21 protein-coding genes are annotated in these 16817 nt (G+C 41.1%); all 21 read right to left on the bottom strand.

The features are described 5' to 3' along the window. Nucleotide 1: 1 nt before the first annotated feature. Entirely contained in the window at nt 2-1126 is a 1125-nt protein-coding gene (locus FTV38_RS11405) for an enoyl-CoA hydratase/isomerase family protein (RefSeq protein WP_180022533.1), read from the bottom strand. Next, entirely contained in the window at nt 1123-1836 is a 714-nt protein-coding gene (gene ung, locus FTV38_RS11400; protein WP_078193660.1) for a uracil-DNA glycosylase, read from the bottom strand. The genes FTV38_RS11405 and ung overlap by 4 nt, the downstream gene beginning before the upstream one ends. 36 nt (nt 1837-1872) lie before the next feature. Beyond that, nucleotides 1873-2469: a 6-carboxytetrahydropterin synthase gene (locus tag FTV38_RS11395; protein ID WP_180022532.1), complete on the bottom strand. Its 597-nt coding sequence runs from the start codon at nt 2467-2469 to the stop codon at nt 1873-1875. A 130-nt stretch (nt 2470-2599) separates the two neighbouring features. Next, nucleotides 2600-3547, bottom strand: coding sequence for a type II secretion system minor pseudopilin GspK (gspK, locus tag FTV38_RS11390; protein WP_180022531.1), 948 nt, complete (start codon nt 3545-3547; stop codon nt 2600-2602). Nucleotides 3548-3586: 39 nt separating this feature from the next. Then, nucleotides 3587-4216 (bottom strand): type II secretion system minor pseudopilin GspJ, encoded by a 630-nt coding sequence (gene gspJ, locus FTV38_RS11385; protein WP_111885090.1) that lies wholly within the window; start codon nt 4214-4216, stop codon nt 3587-3589. Nucleotides 4217-4262: 46 nt separating this feature from the next. Next, on the bottom strand, nt 4263-4655 hold the full coding sequence (gene gspI / locus FTV38_RS11380; RefSeq protein ID WP_180022530.1) for a type II secretion system minor pseudopilin GspI: 393 nt from the start codon (nt 4653-4655) through the stop codon (nt 4263-4265). Beyond that, on the bottom strand, nt 4645-5202 hold the full coding sequence (locus FTV38_RS11375; protein WP_180022529.1) for a type II secretion system protein: 558 nt from the start codon (nt 5200-5202) through the stop codon (nt 4645-4647). The genes gspI and FTV38_RS11375 overlap by 11 nt, the downstream gene beginning before the upstream one ends. A gap of 9 nt (nt 5203-5211) precedes the next feature. Further along, nucleotides 5212-5826: a TetR/AcrR family transcriptional regulator gene (locus FTV38_RS11370; protein WP_168378896.1), complete on the bottom strand. Its 615-nt coding sequence runs from the start codon at nt 5824-5826 to the stop codon at nt 5212-5214. Between the two features lie 42 nt (nt 5827-5868). Beyond that, complete coding sequence (locus tag FTV38_RS11365; RefSeq protein WP_180022528.1) at nt 5869-6642, bottom strand: TatD family hydrolase; 774 nt, start codon at nt 6640-6642, stop codon at nt 5869-5871. A gap of 31 nt (nt 6643-6673) precedes the next feature. After that, the gene (locus FTV38_RS11360) at nt 6674-7015 is read right to left on the bottom strand and encodes a PilZ domain-containing protein (RefSeq protein WP_111885061.1); all 342 of its coding nucleotides are present in this window, start codon (nt 7013-7015) and stop codon (nt 6674-6676) included. A gap of 15 nt (nt 7016-7030) precedes the next feature. Beyond that, entirely contained in the window at nt 7031-8014 is a 984-nt protein-coding gene (locus FTV38_RS11355; RefSeq protein ID WP_180022527.1) for a DNA polymerase III subunit delta', read from the bottom strand. A 13-nt stretch (nt 8015-8027) separates the two neighbouring features. Continuing rightward, a complete protein-coding gene (kdsB, locus tag FTV38_RS11350; protein WP_180022526.1) occupies nt 8028-8789 on the bottom strand; it encodes a 3-deoxy-manno-octulosonate cytidylyltransferase in 762 nt (253 codons plus the stop codon). Nucleotides 8790-8792: 3 nt separating this feature from the next. Then, complete coding sequence (gene lpxK / locus FTV38_RS11345; RefSeq protein ID WP_180022525.1) at nt 8793-9806, bottom strand: tetraacyldisaccharide 4'-kinase; 1014 nt, start codon at nt 9804-9806, stop codon at nt 8793-8795. A gap of 3 nt (nt 9807-9809) precedes the next feature. Continuing rightward, nucleotides 9810-11537 carry a lipid A export permease/ATP-binding protein MsbA gene (gene msbA, locus FTV38_RS11340; RefSeq protein WP_180022524.1) on the bottom strand — a complete coding sequence of 576 codons (1728 nt, stop codon included), beginning with the start codon at nt 11535-11537 and terminating at the stop codon, nt 9810-9812. Beyond that, nucleotides 11537-11959 carry a biopolymer transporter ExbD gene (locus tag FTV38_RS11335; RefSeq protein WP_180022523.1) on the bottom strand — a complete coding sequence of 141 codons (423 nt, stop codon included), beginning with the start codon at nt 11957-11959 and terminating at the stop codon, nt 11537-11539. Before FTV38_RS11335 ends, msbA begins: the two co-directional genes overlap by 1 nt. A 13-nt stretch (nt 11960-11972) precedes the next feature. Continuing rightward, nucleotides 11973-12614, bottom strand: a complete 642-nt coding sequence (locus FTV38_RS11330; RefSeq protein ID WP_078188956.1) for a MotA/TolQ/ExbB proton channel family protein — start codon at nt 12612-12614, stop codon at nt 11973-11975. Between the two features lie 31 nt (nt 12615-12645). Further along, entirely contained in the window at nt 12646-13533 is an 888-nt protein-coding gene (locus FTV38_RS11325; protein ID WP_168378888.1) for a ParB/RepB/Spo0J family partition protein, read from the bottom strand. Next, nucleotides 13530-14312: a ParA family protein gene (locus FTV38_RS11320; protein ID WP_078188958.1), complete on the bottom strand. Its 783-nt coding sequence runs from the start codon at nt 14310-14312 to the stop codon at nt 13530-13532. Before FTV38_RS11320 ends, FTV38_RS11325 begins: the two co-directional genes overlap by 4 nt. A gap of 24 nt (nt 14313-14336) precedes the next feature. Next, nucleotides 14337-14969, bottom strand: coding sequence for a 16S rRNA (guanine(527)-N(7))-methyltransferase RsmG (gene rsmG, locus FTV38_RS11315; protein ID WP_180022522.1), 633 nt, complete (start codon nt 14967-14969; stop codon nt 14337-14339). An 84-nt stretch (nt 14970-15053) separates the two neighbouring features. After that, the gene (murU, locus tag FTV38_RS11310; RefSeq protein WP_180007341.1) at nt 15054-15743 is read right to left on the bottom strand and encodes an N-acetylmuramate alpha-1-phosphate uridylyltransferase MurU; all 690 of its coding nucleotides are present in this window, start codon (nt 15741-15743) and stop codon (nt 15054-15056) included. Next, complete coding sequence (locus tag FTV38_RS11305) at nt 15743-16756, bottom strand: aminoglycoside phosphotransferase family protein (RefSeq protein WP_078193676.1); 1014 nt, start codon at nt 16754-16756, stop codon at nt 15743-15745. The genes murU and FTV38_RS11305 overlap by 1 nt, the downstream gene beginning before the upstream one ends. Nucleotides 16757-16817 lie beyond the last annotated feature (61 nt).

Below are 16817 nucleotides of genomic sequence, written 5' to 3'. Positions count from 1 at the left end.
ATTAATAAATTACACCATACTGTCTTAACAGTGCATTCCAACTGTCAATATTGGTTACAGGAGGCTCATCAGCCAGAATTCCTTTGAGGGAAAGATCTGTACCTTTTTTCCATTCTGGAGACAGGTCTTTATCGACTAGACGGGCGCGCACACCTTCAACAAAGTCCGCGTGACGAATTTTCCAATCCGAAATTTGGGTTTCTAGCTCAAACACTTCATTCCAAGAATGCACTTGCTTGCCCCACTGCCACAACAACCATGTTAATGCGGCGGTTGCAGGTGAACCTTTTTGTAGATTTTCACTGGCTTGGCGTAACCAATCACTGCGCGCATCACTTAAACCAATAATTGATTCATAGTCATGTTCAAAATTATGCCCACGGCACACACTTTGAATCACATCTAACGAGTTTTGTAATGGCCCCGGCCCCACAGGACGATGCATACTATTTAAAGTGTCATCAATGGCACGAAAATCGCCCGCTGGATAATGATCCCAATCAATATTAATGACAGTTTCAAGTACATTATCACGCTGAGCATCACAAATATGCGTTGCCCAGCCGATACCATAAGCACCTGCTGCGGTCATAATCGAGCCGGTTAACCCAGTAAACAAACCAATGGCGCCACGGTCAGCAAGGAAACGCGTCGCACCTACATCTGGATACAAACCAATATTAATCTCAGGCATTGCTAAACGTGAATAAGGTGTTACCAAGCGGAAAGGTGCAGCCATAAACAGACCTAAACCACCACCCATGACATAACCTTCGCCCCAAACCAAAATCGGCTTTGCATAGTTATGCAGCAGCAAATCTAGAGCATATTCTTGTTCAAAGAATTTATTCGCCGTTTCAACTTCATCATTGACCACCAATTGTCGCAATTTGCGTACGTCGCCACCTGCACAAAATGCTTTTGGCGTAGTGGAATCTAACCAAATCGCTTTTACTGCATCATCGTGTTGAAAGTCCTGAAAGACTTCAAGCAACGCTGTACAGATAGATTCATCTAATGCATGAAGCGATTTTGGGCGATTCAGGCGAACAATGCGCCAGCCATTTTTCGCTTCTTCAACAATCAGATCTGGGTGATAATTTTTTGAAACGGGAGAATAAGTCATGCGTCCAGCTGCCAGTCTATTGGCTCAATGCCATTTTGTTTAAGATAATTATTACTTTTTGAGAACACCTTACAACCAAAAAAACCACCGCGGTTTGCAGCCAAAGGTGATGGATGCGCGGCTTTTAGCACCAAGTGCTTATTTTGGTCAATGCGTTGTCCCTTACGCTGTGCATATGCCCCCCATAAAATAAAGACAATATGCTCACGTTGTTCATTTAAAACATCAATCACATGGTCTGTAAAATCTTCCCAGCCACGTTTTTGATGTGAAGTTGGTTGCCCAGCCTCAACAGTCAGTACCGCATTTAAAAGCAAAACACCTTGTTCTGCCCAGCGTGTTAAGTCCCCATGTTTTGACACAGGTACCCCAAGGTCGGTATTTAACTCATGGAAAATATTACGTAAAGAAGGTGGTAATGCAACCCCCTTTTGTACCGAAAAACTCAAGCCATGTGCCTGATTTGGCCCATGATACGGGTCTTGGCCTAAAATCACCACCTTTACATTTGCCATAGGCGTCGTGTTTAAGGCATTAAAAATTAGCGGATTTGGTGGATAAATCACTTTATCCTGTTTGATTTGTTGTAGCAGAAAGTCTTTTAACTCATCCATGCGGGGGCTAAGCAAAAACTCACTTAGGGCATATTTCCAGCTAGGCTCAAGCTGCACTTTAGCGAGTTTTGCTTGTTGCTCTTCTGTTAAAGACATCACTGTTAACCAATCCTAATAAAACCAAATATTTACTTAAATTCTAATTTGTAAATCAACTGCAGGGTTTAAAAATTTTTGACCCTGTTTTAATTTTTCATACATCTGAGTATCGTTCCATTCCGACTGAACCTGTTCGGAGAAGACGATTTGATCTAACTGCAACAACCCCATTTGTGCGTTGTTGATATCTTCTAAGAAGCTTTGCGCATAGCCTGTGTCTGTCTCATGCACAATCACAGAATACACCTCAACATCACCCTCACCATTTTGAGTTTCTGTTGATTTTAGAACTTGTTGTGCTAAGTAAAAGAAGATTCGTGAAAATTGTTCCGCTGAGGGCGATACGGGTAGTTCGACCCAACGTGCACTGAACTGTTTGCAGGCACGAATGTACTCAGCATCATCGTGTTGCCAAAAACAAATCGCGTGATCAAAACTGTCAAATAAGTCTTTAATTACCCCTTTGAGCAAACCGAAATCGTAAACCATTTGTCCATGGTCAAGTTTCGACGCTTTAAGTAATAGTTCGACTTTATAACTGTGTCCATGAATGGAACGTTTGCAGCGGTCTGACGTGCAATTACGCACGATATGCGCATTTTCAAACTTAAATAACTTACGAATTAACATATGTCGTAATGCAATCAAATAATCTATGGGTTCTCAGAGATTATAATGCAAAAGTCTAACAAGAGGCATTAATTTTGCTGTTCAGCACAATTGGGAAAAGGCATCATGAAAATTTAGCGATATTTAAGACCTAAAATGGTGCCATACTGCGAAAAGCCACATATACATCTTTATCTTTTCGCACTAACTCACTGGTAAATTGACGCTTTCTTTCATTTAAAATAATTTCAATTTGCGCTTTAAAATAGTTCGACTGCACACCCAATTGTGAGTTTAAAACTTCTCGATTTTCTGTGCTCACCTGTGCAAATGGCTCCATTGCCCATAAATCATTGATATTTTCAAAATGTTCAAATTTGGCAGCTTTTTGTTGCAAAGCTTGTTCGACTGCATTGACATCTAAACGATCATCCATGGTTGCCAACAAAAATGCAGGAGCGGTATTAATGTTTACCGTTGTTTCATGCGAGGGCAAGCTACTCACATAGGGCGCAATCAGTTTATATTGAGCACCTTCAAAACCACGGACTGATTTCAGTTCTTCCACACTATGAAATTTTGCATTTGGCGGTAGTGCCGCATTATTTAAACCACGATAGTACGCCAGCTCTGCTCCCATCGGGCCAGAGGTCTCATCATCTTCATCTTGCCAATCAATCACGGCTTGACTTAATTCTGCGGGTAAACCAACACGCTGCAATATTTTTTCAAACCATAATTTTGCTTTGTCATTTACTACACCCTCTTCTGAAACCAAACTATTGAGGTTAAATTTTCCAGATTCGTCTTGCAGCACACCTGCAACAGTTCCACCTTCCACTGGAAAGGCGGGCATAGGCTGAGCCCAATTTTCTTGGAGGTGATCCACCTGCCCTGCATTTTCGGCATCATTTACTAAAAGTTCAGCAAAAAATGCTTCGGCACTTTTCGCATATAACAACGACTGATTTTGGCGCATCACATAAGCGGTATTTTCAGAAGTATGGGCTTGTTGTTTTGCGATACCTGCTGCAACTATGGTTGCCAAAGCTACCATCATCAGGATAGTTAACAAAGCGATACCACGTTGCTGTTTCATACGCAACTCCGAACTTCAAATGACTCTACTACCTGACCGCTAACCATTCTTATTTTTATCCAATAAAAAATCAGTATTTAACAAACTGAATAACCATTCGTAGTTTGTCCCATCCACTGTGAGCTGCATCCTGATACCCCGCGGTAACAGTTGAATGGTTTTTTCATTATTCAAATCAGCGGCAGCATCTGGCCAATTCTCTAACTCATTTGGATTGAGTACCGTGATTTTATATTGTTCAACATTATCCAGTAAAACACTCGAATCTGGCTGATCATGCCCCGTTTGGTTGAGATTTTTAAATTTTAGCCGATACAATTTTTTTTCATCAGCTTTGTATTGATATTCCACTCGCTCGTCAGGTGCAATGCCCTGATTTAATGGATCAGTGACACCTGTCTTACTGAAATTAAATCGGCCATTTTGCAATACTAACGCTGGTTGAATATCTCCATTAATATTGGCAGTTAAGGGCACAGCTTGTACTGTGTCTCTGAGAATTTGCTGATGGGCATCTTGCAACTGACTAAGCCTTGCCTCATGGGTTGCGTTTCGTTCCTTCACTTTCGAGACATAATCAAAGACCTTCCAGCCCAAAGCAGACAGCACTGCAAAAATGGCAATCGCAACCAAAAGCTCAACTAAGGTAAATCCTGCTTGATTCTTCATTCCTTGCTGCACAAGCACAGGCATATCTTGAGATGTACGTTTTTTTCTAGTTATTATTTTCATCCAACGGAGCCTTATAGTTAAAGAACACCAAACTGCTAATCCCTGCTTCTACATCCCCAGTTTCAGCATTCATCAAACTCACTTGGATATCGATACGTTGTACATTTGGACTAATGGTGGCTTGGGCTTTTTTGTCAATTTGCCATTGTTCGCCTTGTTCAGTGACTTGTTTAGATGCAGTACCTGTCATCCATTCACGATTGATTTCCATCTTAGCGATTTCATTCAGCGCGACAAATTGTGCTTTATTTCTTAAAATTGCGTGTGCTGTCGACTGTGTATATTGCATCGCAACATTAGACAAAGCCATTGTCGCAGTCGCAAAAATCGCCAATGCCACCATGACTTCAAGTAGCGTAAACCCTTTAGCCCGCATTGACTTTCCCTAAATGATCAATTTCGATTTCATTACCAATGGGACGTTCTTCAAAATAAAACTGTATACGCACAGGCTTTACCTCACCATTGCCCAACCAAATCAACTTAGGTGCATTGGTATTTAACAAATCATCATTATTGGCATTTTCATACTGCTGATCTAAAGGCTGAATCGTAAAAGAGACATTTTCAGGTAATACTCGGGTTTCAAAATCTTTATAGTTTTGCCATTTATTGTTCTGATTTAAAATACTATTTTCTACACGTTTTTGTTCTGTTAAATATTCTTGTACTGCATAACTCTGCGTATTGACATCAGTTCCAGCGTTTTGCTGCAAGGCCAATATCAAAGCTTGATCATTTGCATCGCGTAAAATTCGCTTCAGATCCATCACAAACACTTCGCGTGCTTGCATGGCTTTGCGTTGATCTGTCCCACCGATATTCAAAAGCACCAATGAGGCCATGATGCCCATAATCACAATCACCATCATCAATTCTACGAGGGTGAAGCCACGAACCGATGATGGTGATGCTATTTTCATAAGCAGCCTTTAAGCGAATTGAGCAACCGCATGCACTTGTTTTGGTAATGCTAAGGCTTGATCAATATAAGCAACCCTTAATGTGTCTCTTGAACCCAAATAACGCTGATAAAAACTTGAATTCAAAATTGCTGCAGCGCCATGTGTAAGTGACCAAATCGAAGCAAGATAATCACGTACTGGCATGCTACTTTGAATCGACTCCAAATAACGCTCAGTCATACGGATGATCAATCTTAGACGCTGTTTGCGTACCTGATATAGTTCACTAAACAAGTGCTGAATACCCACACCCGTTGTCGATAAACGCTCTTCAATTTGGTGAAACAACACAGTACGTTCTGGGTGATGTAAGTGATGCAACATAAAGAAAGCAAGGTGTTCAGGAAAAGCTTTATCGGTGTCTTTAATCATTTCCAATAACATGCGTTCATTACGAATAATGAGCAACATATATAGTTCATCTTTACTTTGAAAATGTTTATATAACGTCCCTTTTGCCAAGTCGAGTTCTGCCGCTAGCGCATCTAGTGTCATCCCTGCTTCGCCATTTTCCAATAGCAGCTGCTCTGCCACTTGGAAAATTAATGCCTCTCTTGCTCTAAACTGAGCTTGACGATCCATCTTCACCCTATACTCTCTTACTCTTATATCAATTCAAATTATTTACTTAAGATTGAGGAGATTTTCAAAGTTTTGCATTGTAATGAAAGCCATCTCTTCAATTGACTTATCATATACATCACTTAAGGCTTTGGCTACATAAGGAACGTATTTTGGTTCATTAGACTTTCCTCTATAGGGCATCGGTGCAAGGTATGGGCTATCTGTTTCAATCAGCACGCGATCCAGTGGCACTTGCTTGGCCACATCACGCAAATCTTGTGCATTTTTAAAAGAAACAATGCCTGAAAATGACACGTAATAACCACAATCTAAGACAGCTTTTGCCGTTTCCCAATCTTCAGTAAAACAATGCAAAATACCGTGAGTAGATTTCTCTGCACGGATAATATCCACCGTATCATGCTTTGCAGAACGAGTATGTACAACCACCGGTTTTTTCACGGCTTGCGATGCGCGAATATGGCGGGCAAAACATTCTTTTTGCTCTGCAACAAAGTCGGTACTATGAAAATAGTCCAGCCCTGTTTCACCAATCGCCCAAACCTTTTCAGGTTGTGCTAATTCAATGAGATATTCTTCTGTTGCCCGAGCCATCGTTGCAGGATCTTCACATGGGTGCACCCCAACGGAATAACCCACATCAGCATGACGTGATGCAATTTTTGAAAGTTCGATATGGTCATCTAGATCAACCGAGATACTCATAAATTTTGAGACCCCGGCTTGACGAGCCTGATCCAATGCAAGATCTAAATTACCCTCATAAGGGCTTAAGTCAAGCATGGTTAAATGGCAATGGGTATCTACAAACACAATATGTACCTACAAGTCTTCACTGTTGTAACTACATAGTGTAACTTCTACGCCCCTCAGATTTAAGCCCTGCAAGTAAACGTTCTGCTTCTGTTTTGAAATAAACGCCTTTTTCGCCACTTAATTGAATTCCAAAGCCTTGTGGTTTAATGCCATTTTGCTTTTGCGAAATCCAAATCACTTTCCCTGTCAAAGGAATTTTTATACTTTGTTCAGGCAAAGTCGCCAATAAGAAAACCTCATCACCCATTTTCACAGCTTGCTTTGATGGTACAAATAAACCGCCACCAACGACATAAGGCATGTAGCTCGCAAAAAGTGTTTCCACATCTGGAATATTAGCGTGAACAATCCCGCCCATACGTGGTTGCATGATGTTTCCCCTTAATTAAACATTCATCAGTTTGATGCAAAGCTCATCAACGACCAGATTCCCCTGTACGTTCTGCTCGATGAACCGCTTAGACTGCTGTAATTCTGTATAAATCCCAAAGAGTGTTTCGAGCGAATATTGCTCTGCCAACACTCCAAAATCCAAATCTATATTTTTTATGGATTGATTTAGCTTGACACAAATTATATCGGACAACAAGTATTCAAACATTTGACTAAAATCACTAAAACTCAGTGCTTTATTCCACTTGGTCGCAATTGCCATCGGCATGTTTTTTTGTCTCACAAGTTTTTGCCAATCTTGTAGAAATTCTTGGCGCATATTTAACCATTCACTACTTGCCAATGAAATCGCTTGTAATGGCATTTGACTGGCTAAGTTCATGAGAACTTTGCGCTGAGTTTCACCACTATCGGGCAAATGCTGCTGTAAATAAAGTTTTGATTGTTCTGGTTCGATACGATCCAATGCATAGTGCTGCATTCGACTGCGAATTGTTGCTGGCAATTTCAAATAATGCTCTGCCAATAACATAATCACAATCCGCTCGCCCGGCTCTTCCAGTGTTTTCAGCAATGCATTTGATGATGCAATGTTTAATGCTTCAGCAGGCTCAATCAACACAACTCGCCAACCGTCTACGGTTTGCTGTACAAAAGGCAATAAATCACGAATTTTTTCGATTTTAATTTTGGCATTTTGCTTTTTATTGTCTTCATCTGTACTGATGTGGACAAAATTTGGATGTGTATCTGACTTTAACCACTGGCAACTCCCACACTCACCACATGGCTCAGTTCGCTCATCACGTTTTTGACACAGCACCCATGCAAGAAATTGTTTTGCAAATGCCTCTTTACCACAGCCTTTTTTGCCATACAAAAGCACGCCATGTCCCAGTTGTGGAAAACGGCTGGTTAATGTATTCCATGTATTTTTCTGCCAAGGGTACACTTGCGCCACAATTTCATTTTGCATAAATCGTTTAACCTTATTCGAAGTTCGAAACATCCATTTGGTTCAAACGATCAAGGTCAGCTTGAGTATCTACGCCCGGTGGAAGGTTCGCTTCTGCCACAGCAATGGCAATACGGTGACCATTTTCCAAAACGCGTAATTGTTCAAGGCTTTCTAATTTTTCCAGCACACCCATATCCCAAGTGACATATTCTTGTAGGAGTTTTACGCGGTATGCATATAGGCCTAAATGACGATAAGCCTGATCATGCAAGGTTTGTTCAGCTTGCTTTGCACCATCACGGTCATAAGGAATAGTCGCACGGCTAAAATACAGCGCTTGATTGTGCTTTGACATCACCACTTTGACGATACTGTCACGTTGAAACTCATCTAGACTATGAATCGGCTCACAGAGCGTCGACATCGAACATGTCGGTTGATCAACAAGTAATTGTGCAACTTGTTTTACCAATTGAGCGGGAAGCAAAGGTTCATCACCTTGCACATTGACAATAATATCATCACTCGCCCAACCTTTGATGCGTGCAACTTCACTTAAACGATCTGTACCAGATGGATGTTCTGCAGAGGTCAATACCACATCAACCCCTTCCGCACGACATACTGCTGCAATACGCTCATCATCTGTAGCGACACAAAGGTCATCGAATCCTGCAACTTTTTTGGCTTGATCGACCACACGTAAAATCATCGGACGGCCATGAATTTCAAGTAAAGGCTTACCCGGTAAACGTGAACTTGAAAAACGTGCAGGAATAACAATATGTTTCATAAATTAAATGCCTTCGGGAAGTTTCAGACCCAGTTGTTTCAACTGCGCATGCAAAGTTTCATAACACGCAGGTGACAACACTGCATCTACAGGAACAACCCATATTTCTCTTTTAAAATCTGGATTATTTTTGAGGATCACTAAAATTTTAACTGCATCTTTTTCAGTGGTAATGATGGGATTGGCATCTTCAAACTGCAAATCACTCAGTTCATATTCATAATGATCTGGGAATTCATGACATTGAAATTGATGAATCCCCATATTTTCTAAGGTTTTATAAAAGCGTTGCGGAAAGCCGATACCCACCACAGCATAAAAATCTTTATTTGCATCAAATGTCGTCACAAGATCTTTATTGAGCAAATAAGGTTGCGCCGCTTCAAGGTGCATATTCAGTGGAGAACTTGGATCTGCTGAATGTTCAATGACCGTCCCACTGGCAAGGCGCTTTTTCGGTTCACGCAAATAACCTTCAGGTAATAATTTTTCATTGCCTAAACCACGGTTGTTATCCAGTACGATCCACTCCAACTGACGTTGAAGCGCCCAATGCTGTAAACCATCATCGCAGATAATCAAATCCAATTCATGCTTAGACAGCAGCAATTCAATACTCTGCTGGCGGTTTGGACCAACCGCCATCGGCACGCCTGTAGACTGAACGATTAAGCTCGGTTCATCACCCACGATTTCAGCCGTCGAGTCTAAATCCACATAGGCCGGAAATGGTCCTTGACCACCATAGCCACGACTGATCACACCAACACGCAGGTTTAAGCTATTTAAATAACTGACCAAGTGAATGAGCAAGGGGGTTTTGCCACTCCCACCCACTGTGATATTTCCAATGACCATGACTGGAATAGGCGCTTTATAGCTTTGCTTAATACCTGATTGATAGAGCTTTTTATTGAGTAAAAAGCCACCACGATAAAGCCATGACAAAGGTCTAAACACAACGAGCCACTTTGCCTGTTCATTCCAAGCATCCTGAATCAATTGTGCAAAAGACATGACTTAATTTTCCTCAAAATTACGCTGATGAAGTTGGTAATATGCACCACGTTGTGCCATCAATTCCGTATGAGAACCTTGTTCAATAATACGCCCTTTATCCATCACTACAATACAGTCTGCATTTTCAATGGTCGATAAACGATGCGCAATCACGATCGTGGTACGATCTTGCATCGCAGCGTCAAATGCTTGCTGAATAAAAAATTCAGATTCGTTATCTAGTGCACTGGTCGCTTCATCTAAAATTAAAATCGGTGCATTTTTCAAAATCGCACGCGCAATTGCAATCCGTTGACGTTGACCACCAGACAGATTTAAACCTTGGGCACCCAACGGCGTGTCATAACCTTGCGGTAAATCCATAATAAAATCATGTGCAAATGCAGCTTTAGCAGCAGCAATGACTTGTTCATCTGTTGCATGCTCGAGCTGTCCATAAGCAATATTTTCACGCACAGTACGGTTAAACAAAACCACTTGCTGATTGACCATCGAAATCTGAGTACGCAAGCTATTGAGCTCAATATCATCAATATCATGCTGATCAAGCAACAACTGTCCAGAAGACACCTCTTGGTAACGCACCAACAGATTGACCAGTGAGGTTTTACCTGCACCTGAACGCCCAACCAATGCAACGGTTTGTCCTGCATTGACTTTTAAATTGAAGTCATGAATCGCATGGTGACCATCGGCATAGATCAAGTTGACATTTTTAAATTCGATTTCGCCTTTTAAAGCAGGCTTCAGCGTGCCGTTATTCACCTCTTCTGGCATATCGAGCAATTCAAAAACTGAATAAGCTGCCGCCATGCCTCGTTGTAGTTTTTCGTTGACATCCGTCAAGGTTTTAATTGGCTTACTCAGCATACCTGCGGCAGTGATATACGCTACAAACTCACCCGCGGTTGTATCTTGTAAAATCTCTGGGCGTAGCGCGATATACATCACGATACTGAGCGCGATCGACATAATCAGCTGAACAATTGGGCTATTGAGTTGCTGCACCACAACCATTTTTAAGCCGCGGCGTAAGTTCTCCATTGAGCTTTCATAAAAACGTTTTTGTTCATAATCTTGCCCTGCAAAGCCCTTCACTACCAAGTTGCCTTGTACTGTCTCTTGCACCACATGGTTAACGTCACCCATGGTACTTTGTACTTGCATGGATAATTTACGCATGCGCTTGGACGCTTTACGGATGATCAGACCAATAATTGGGCCAAAAATCAAAATACACAGGGTTAAACGCCAATTGGTATAGAGCAAATAACCCAATAATGCGATGGTAATCAGACCCTGTTGTACAATCGTTTTCAGTGACTCAGACGATGCCGCCGTCAACTGCTCAACGTTATACATAATTTTTGCAGTGATATGACCGCTCGAATTATCTAAATAATATTGCGAAGGTAAACGCATGAGTTTTGCGAACACTTGCTGACGAATATTAAAGATTAAGTTTCGAGAAATCACTGCGGTAAAATATCCCCCCATGAACAAACCGAGTCCACGGAAGAACATCAATAAAACCACCAAGAGTGGAAATAAGGTTGTAAAGCTTTGATCTTTGTTTTGAATGGCTTCAATAATGCGTTCCAATAATTTTGCGACAGAAACTTCTGTCGCAGCATTAATACCGAAACCAAGCAAAACCAGCAGGCCGATTCCCCAAAAAGGTTTTAAATAACTTAATAGGCGTAAATAGACCTTAAAATCGTGCTTCACTAATAACCTCGAGTTGGAACTTTGGTACTGATGTTGATATTCACAAATCCAAGTTGACCTGCAACATCCATCACCCGAATCACATCCTGATGTGTTGCTTTTGCATCTGCTGCAATCACAAACATTAAATCACGACGATCATTGGCTGTCTGTTTAATTGCAGTATTCAAATCAGAAACTTCTTTACTGGCCAATGACTGACCATTGACAGAATAATGGCCTGATGAATCCACCACAACTTCAATTTTTTGATCATAGTTTTTAGGTGGAACACCTTGTGCATCTGGCAAAGTGAGGTTCATTCGACTCATCTGATTAAAGGTAGTCGAGAGCAACAAGAACACCAAAATAAACATCAAACAGTCAATCATCGGTGTGAGGTTGATATGAATATCTTCAACCTGACGACGTTTAAATTTCATGCGCAGTCTCCACTCAGCTGGCTTTCTGAATGTCCTGACTTTCTACTTCAGGTGTTTTTTTATAAAACAAAGCGGCATGAAATAATGTCGACTGCTGTTCTAACTCAGCCACATATTCCTGAACCAAACGTTGGAAATAACGATGCGCAAATAATGCAGGCACAGCAATTAACATACCGGCAGCAGTGGTAATCAAGGCTTTAGAAATACCCGGCATCATCAACACTGGATCACTATTGGTACCAATATCAATCATTAAGAATGCTTCAATGATACCGATCACCGTACCCAACAAACCTAGTAACGGTGCAACAGCGCTTAAGGTGCCCAAAAAGTTGATATTTTTTTCTAAATAACCAATTTCTTGTGACGCTGTGACTTCCATTTGCGCACGTGCATATTGCTCGTTTTGATCTTTACTAGCGTAACCTGCGCCCAATACACGACCCAATGTACTTTGCTGTAAAGTTGGACTTTGCTTTAGCTGCTGCACCACATCTTTCACCGATGTGTTTACATTCATCATCAAGTCTTTTGGTAACACCATTGATTTCTTTAAACGAATAAAGCGCTCAATGGTAATGGCTACCGTAAAGATCGAACAAATGACGAGCGGGATCATTAACCACCCGCCCGCTTTGACTAATTCCCACATTTGATTTTCCCCAATAAATCGAATTTAAAAATTATTCAGCTAGACAAATATTTAAAATGCCATCTAGCTCTTCAAGAGTATGGTAGCTAATCACCAGCTTGCCTTTCCCTTGTTTATTATGATCAATTTTCACATCTGCACTGAAACGATCAGAGAGACGTTGTGTCAGTTGCTGAATGTCTGATGAAACACTTGGTTTCGCTTTTTGTTGTTTTGGTGCATTCAAATCACGAACAAATTGTTCGGTTTGACGTACAGACATACTTTTTTCAATCACCATTTCAGCAACTTTCAACTGATCTTTGGCTTTTAGCGTCAAGATCGCACGTGCATGCCCCATATCGAGCAAACCTTGCTGCATAAAGTCTTTGACTTGATCCGCTAAAGACAAGAGGCGTAGTAAGTTACTAATCGTGGTCCGTGCTTTACCGACCGTGTCGGCAATCTCTTGATGACTTAAACCAAACTCGTCATGGAAGCGTTGCAAAGCCATGGCTTGATCGATTGGGTTCAAATCTTGACGTTGAATGTTTTCAATCAATGCCAAAGCAATGGCAACTTGATCACTCAAGTCACGAACAATGGCAGGTACTTCAGTTAAACCTGCAAGCTGAGCTGCACGCCAACGACGCTCACCAGCAATAATTTCGTAGGGATGCTTTTCATCTTCGACAGGACGAATGACGATTGGCTGCATGACACCATGCTTTTCAATCGATGCAGCAAGTTCTTGTAAATCTTGTTCTTTAATGAAACGACGCGGTTGATACTCGCCGCGTTTCAATAAATGCACATCAATTTGTTTTAACTGTCCATGATCTAAAGCTTTTGCTTCGAGCTGTAGTTTTTCTTTTTGAATTGAGCCGAGTAAGGCATCCAGACCACGACCTTTAGCCAGTCCGCGTTTTTTTACGGTCATGCTTTAGTTCCTTTTTTTACTTTGGTTTTTTTTAACATCTCAGCTGCCAAGTTCAAATAAGCAACTGCACCCTTCGAGCTTTTTTCAAAATAAATTACTGGTAAACCGTGCGCAGGCGCTTCAGCCAAACGAATATTTCGCGGAATGACCGTGTCATAAAGTTTCTGACCGAAGTATTGTTCAAGCTCAGCAGACACATCACGTGTTAAGGCATTACGCGCATCGTACATGGTACGAAGCACACCCACGATCTCTAGATCTGGGTTTAAAGCTTGCTGAATACGGTCAATGGTTTGGGTTAAGTCAGCCAAACCTTCCAATGCATAATATTCACACTGCATTGGAATCAGCACCGCACGTACCGCTGCAAGTGCATTGACAGTGATCAAACTTAAACTTGGCGCACAATCGACAATAATATAGTCGAAGTCTTTTTCAACACTTGCCAACGCTTCACGCAAAATAAACTCACGACCGTCTTGATCCGCAATCGCCAGTTCAACACCGGCCAAGTCACGGTTTGCACCTAAAACTTTATAGCCCACTTCCGCTTTATATATGGCGGTTTCAATCGGCACTTCGCCGAGTAAGACATCTGTGACTGAATACAGCAAATCATTTTTTTGAATGCCCGAACCCATCGTGGCATTGCCTTGTGAATCCATGTCCACAAGTAAAACTCGTTTTTTTAATATGGCTAAAGATGCAGCCAAGTTCACAGCCGTTGTGGTTTTACCTACGCCACCCTTTTGGTTTGCAATCGCAATAATTTGAGCCATGGTAACCCCAGTCCTTTGAAAATTTTAAATACGTTTAAGAAAAATTAAATGACGCTGCTCATCAAGTCGTGGAACTTGTAATGCAACGATATCAATCTTGAAATCACTTTTCAGTGTTTCAACTTCTTCTTCAGGAATTAAGCCTTTCATCGACGCAATAATACTTTGCGCATGCATATACGGTTTAGAGGCATCCACAAAATCCGTTAATGATGCAAAAGCACGACTGGTAATCACATCAAACTGACCCAGTTCATGAATGCTGTCTTCATTTTCGACACGTGTTTGTACCGCAATGACATTTTTTAGTTTTAAGTCAGCAATAAATTGTTTTAAGAATCGAATTTTTTTACCGTTGGCATCTAAAAGCACACATTCACGTTCAGGCTGACACAGTGCAATGATCATGCCCGGCATGCCACCACCCGTACCGATATCCAATAAACGACCTACAGGCAAATCATTTAGGATACTTAAGCTATCCAATAAATGCTTAACTAACATTTCTTTAGGATCACGAATAGCGGTTAAGTTATATGCTTTGTTCCACAGCACTAGGGCATCTTGGTATTTCAGCAATAGATTTAATGCTTCTTCACTCAAATCTAAGCCAAGCTTTTGACTACCTTGCTTTAAGTCTTGAAAAAAAGGATGCATAAAGAAGACATCTCAATAAAAATTAACTGAAGTATACCGATTTCTAAGCCGTGGAACAGTAGCTAACGCTTAGCGAATATGCACTTAATCGTACATGCCTTGGCGAATCTGTAGATCTAGATCACTTAAACGCTCAGGTGTGCCAACATCAACCCATGCAGTTTGCATTTTCTCTGCAGAAATTTTTCCATCCAACATAGCTTCTTTCAATAAAGGTGCGAGCGGACGCTTGCCCGCTTCCAATCCATCAAACATATTTGGATGAATGACCGCGATCCCACTATAGGTGAGTGCCTCGCCTGCATGTTCTTGCTCAAAGGTATAACTACGCCCTGCATCCAAGATAAAATCACCCTTTGGATGTTGCGTTGGATTAGTCACATAAACCAAGTGTGCCAAATCATCTTTTAGCTCAACATTGAGCAAGGCTGAAAAATCGTAAGTCGTCCAAACGTCACCATTGACTAAAATAAACGGTTCTGTCCCAAGCAAAGGTAAAGCATTAATAATGCCACCAGCTGTTTCCAAACCTTCCGCTTCACGTGTCCAACGAATATCTACACCAAACTGCGAACCATCACCTAAAGTACCAATCAGGATATCTGCAAGCCATGCAGAATTGATGATGATTTCAGTGACACCTATTTTTTTTAGCTTTTCTATATGCCAAACAATCAGTGGTTTTCCACCCACTTCAAGCAAAGGCTTTGGCTTATACAATGTTAAAGGGCGCATCCGATTTCCGAGACCCGCTGCTAAAATCATGGCTTTCATTATGCAACAACCTCATAAGTGCCGTATTTGGCTTCAAATTTCGGCAATACTTTAGCGTGAATAAATTGCATAAAAGGTTGTAATTCTGCATATGGTTTACTTTCTTCAAGTAAATACCACATCACACGCGGCAAATCTTTGAGATAACCTGACTTACCATCACGCTCAAATAAGCGCACAAAAATACCTAAAATTTTGATATGACGTTGAATCGCCATCAGGTCAGCGTCTTGTTTGAATTGCTCAAAGTTACGACCTTCTTTAGCCGATGCAGGTAGCAAATCATAGAACGTCTTAAACCATGCATAAACACGATCTGCATTCCACTGCACATAGGCATCACGTGTGATTGAGATCAAATCATAAGTATCTGCACCAATCACAGCATCTTGGAAGTCAATCACACCCTGATCTTGCTCACCATCAAGTACCATCAAATTACGGCTATGAAAATCACGATGCACAATCACTTGAGGCTGAGCCAATGCAGCATTGGCTAAGATAGCAAAGGTACGTTTAATCAGTGCCGATTCTTCTTCAGTAGGCTGCACTTGTAGAGATGGCAATAACCAATCGGTTAACAGCTCCATTTCAGAAATCAGCTTTTCATAGGTATATGCAGGAAAATGAGCAGTTCCATCAATTGACTGCAATTGAATCAACTGTTTAAAACTTTGAGCATAATGTGCGTCTACGGTTTGATCATTCAACAACGTAGACAATAAAACATCACCAAAATCTTCTAACAATAAGAAGCCTTGATCGAGGTCTTTGGCCACGATATGTGGTACACGCACGCCATGTGCATCAAAAAATTCATCAATCGACACAAAAGGACCACAATCTTCTTTTTCTGGTGGTGCATCCATGAGCATAAATGTTTTATTATTCAATTTGATTCGTGCATAACGACGGAAGCTTGCATCGCCTGCTAAGAAGTTAATTTCAAATTGATCTGAACCGAGTACAGATGAAATCCATGTTTGTATCAATTGTTCACGTTGTGTATTCATTTGCGATAAATTCTAATACAGGCTGAGTTTTTAAAGTGCTAAGTGTAGCTACTTATCAACT

It is taken from the genome of Acinetobacter sp. YH16044 (assembly GCF_013417145.1).
Classification (GTDB): Bacteria; Pseudomonadota; Gammaproteobacteria; order Pseudomonadales; family Moraxellaceae; genus Acinetobacter; species Acinetobacter amyesii.
Note: the sequence above shows the minus strand (reverse complement) of the source record. Positions and strands in the feature narration are given on the sequence as shown.

Excerpts from the sequence above, each read along its gene's own strand:
- FTV38_RS11405 (WP_180022533.1), bottom strand. The coding sequence starts at position 1,126 with ATGACTTATTCTCCCGTTTCAAAAAATTATCACCCAGATCTGATTGTT.
- ung (WP_078193660.1), bottom strand. The coding sequence starts at position 1,836 with ATGTCTTTAACAGAAGAGCAACAAGCAAAACTCGCTAAAGTGCAGCTT.
- FTV38_RS11395 (WP_180022532.1), bottom strand. The coding sequence starts at position 2,469 with ATGTTAATTCGTAAGTTATTTAAGTTTGAAAATGCGCATATCGTGCGT.
- gspK (WP_180022531.1), bottom strand. The coding sequence starts at position 3,547 with ATGAAACAGCAACGTGGTATCGCTTTGTTAACTATCCTGATGATGGTA.
- gspJ (WP_111885090.1), bottom strand. The coding sequence starts at position 4,216 with ATGAAGAATCAAGCAGGATTTACCTTAGTTGAGCTTTTGGTTGCGATT.
- gspI (WP_180022530.1), bottom strand. The coding sequence starts at position 4,655 with ATGCGGGCTAAAGGGTTTACGCTACTTGAAGTCATGGTGGCATTGGCG.
- FTV38_RS11375 (WP_180022529.1), bottom strand. The coding sequence starts at position 5,202 with ATGAAAATAGCATCACCATCATCGGTTCGTGGCTTCACCCTCGTAGAA.
- FTV38_RS11370 (WP_168378896.1), bottom strand. The coding sequence starts at position 5,826 with ATGGATCGTCAAGCTCAGTTTAGAGCAAGAGAGGCATTAATTTTCCAA.
- FTV38_RS11360 (WP_111885061.1), bottom strand. The coding sequence starts at position 7,015 with ATGCAACCACGTATGGGCGGGATTGTTCACGCTAATATTCCAGATGTG.
- FTV38_RS11355 (WP_180022527.1), bottom strand. The coding sequence starts at position 8,014 with ATGCAAAATGAAATTGTGGCGCAAGTGTACCCTTGGCAGAAAAATACA.
- kdsB (WP_180022526.1), bottom strand. The coding sequence starts at position 8,789 with ATGAAACATATTGTTATTCCTGCACGTTTTTCAAGTTCACGTTTACCG.
- lpxK (WP_180022525.1), bottom strand. The coding sequence starts at position 9,806 with ATGTCTTTTGCACAATTGATTCAGGATGCTTGGAATGAACAGGCAAAG.
- FTV38_RS11335 (WP_180022523.1), bottom strand. The coding sequence starts at position 11,959 with ATGAAATTTAAACGTCGTCAGGTTGAAGATATTCATATCAACCTCACA.
- FTV38_RS11330 (WP_078188956.1), bottom strand. The coding sequence starts at position 12,614 with ATGTGGGAATTAGTCAAAGCGGGCGGGTGGTTAATGATCCCGCTCGTC.
- FTV38_RS11325 (WP_168378888.1), bottom strand. The coding sequence starts at position 13,533 with ATGACCGTAAAAAAACGCGGACTGGCTAAAGGTCGTGGTCTGGATGCC.
- FTV38_RS11320 (WP_078188958.1), bottom strand. The coding sequence starts at position 14,312 with ATGGCTCAAATTATTGCGATTGCAAACCAAAAGGGTGGCGTAGGTAAA.
- rsmG (WP_180022522.1), bottom strand. The coding sequence starts at position 14,969 with ATGCATCCTTTTTTTCAAGACTTAAAGCAAGGTAGTCAAAAGCTTGGC.
- murU (WP_180007341.1), bottom strand. The coding sequence starts at position 15,743 with ATGAAAGCCATGATTTTAGCAGCGGGTCTCGGAAATCGGATGCGCCCT.
- FTV38_RS11305 (WP_078193676.1), bottom strand. The coding sequence starts at position 16,756 with ATGAATACACAACGTGAACAATTGATACAAACATGGATTTCATCTGTA.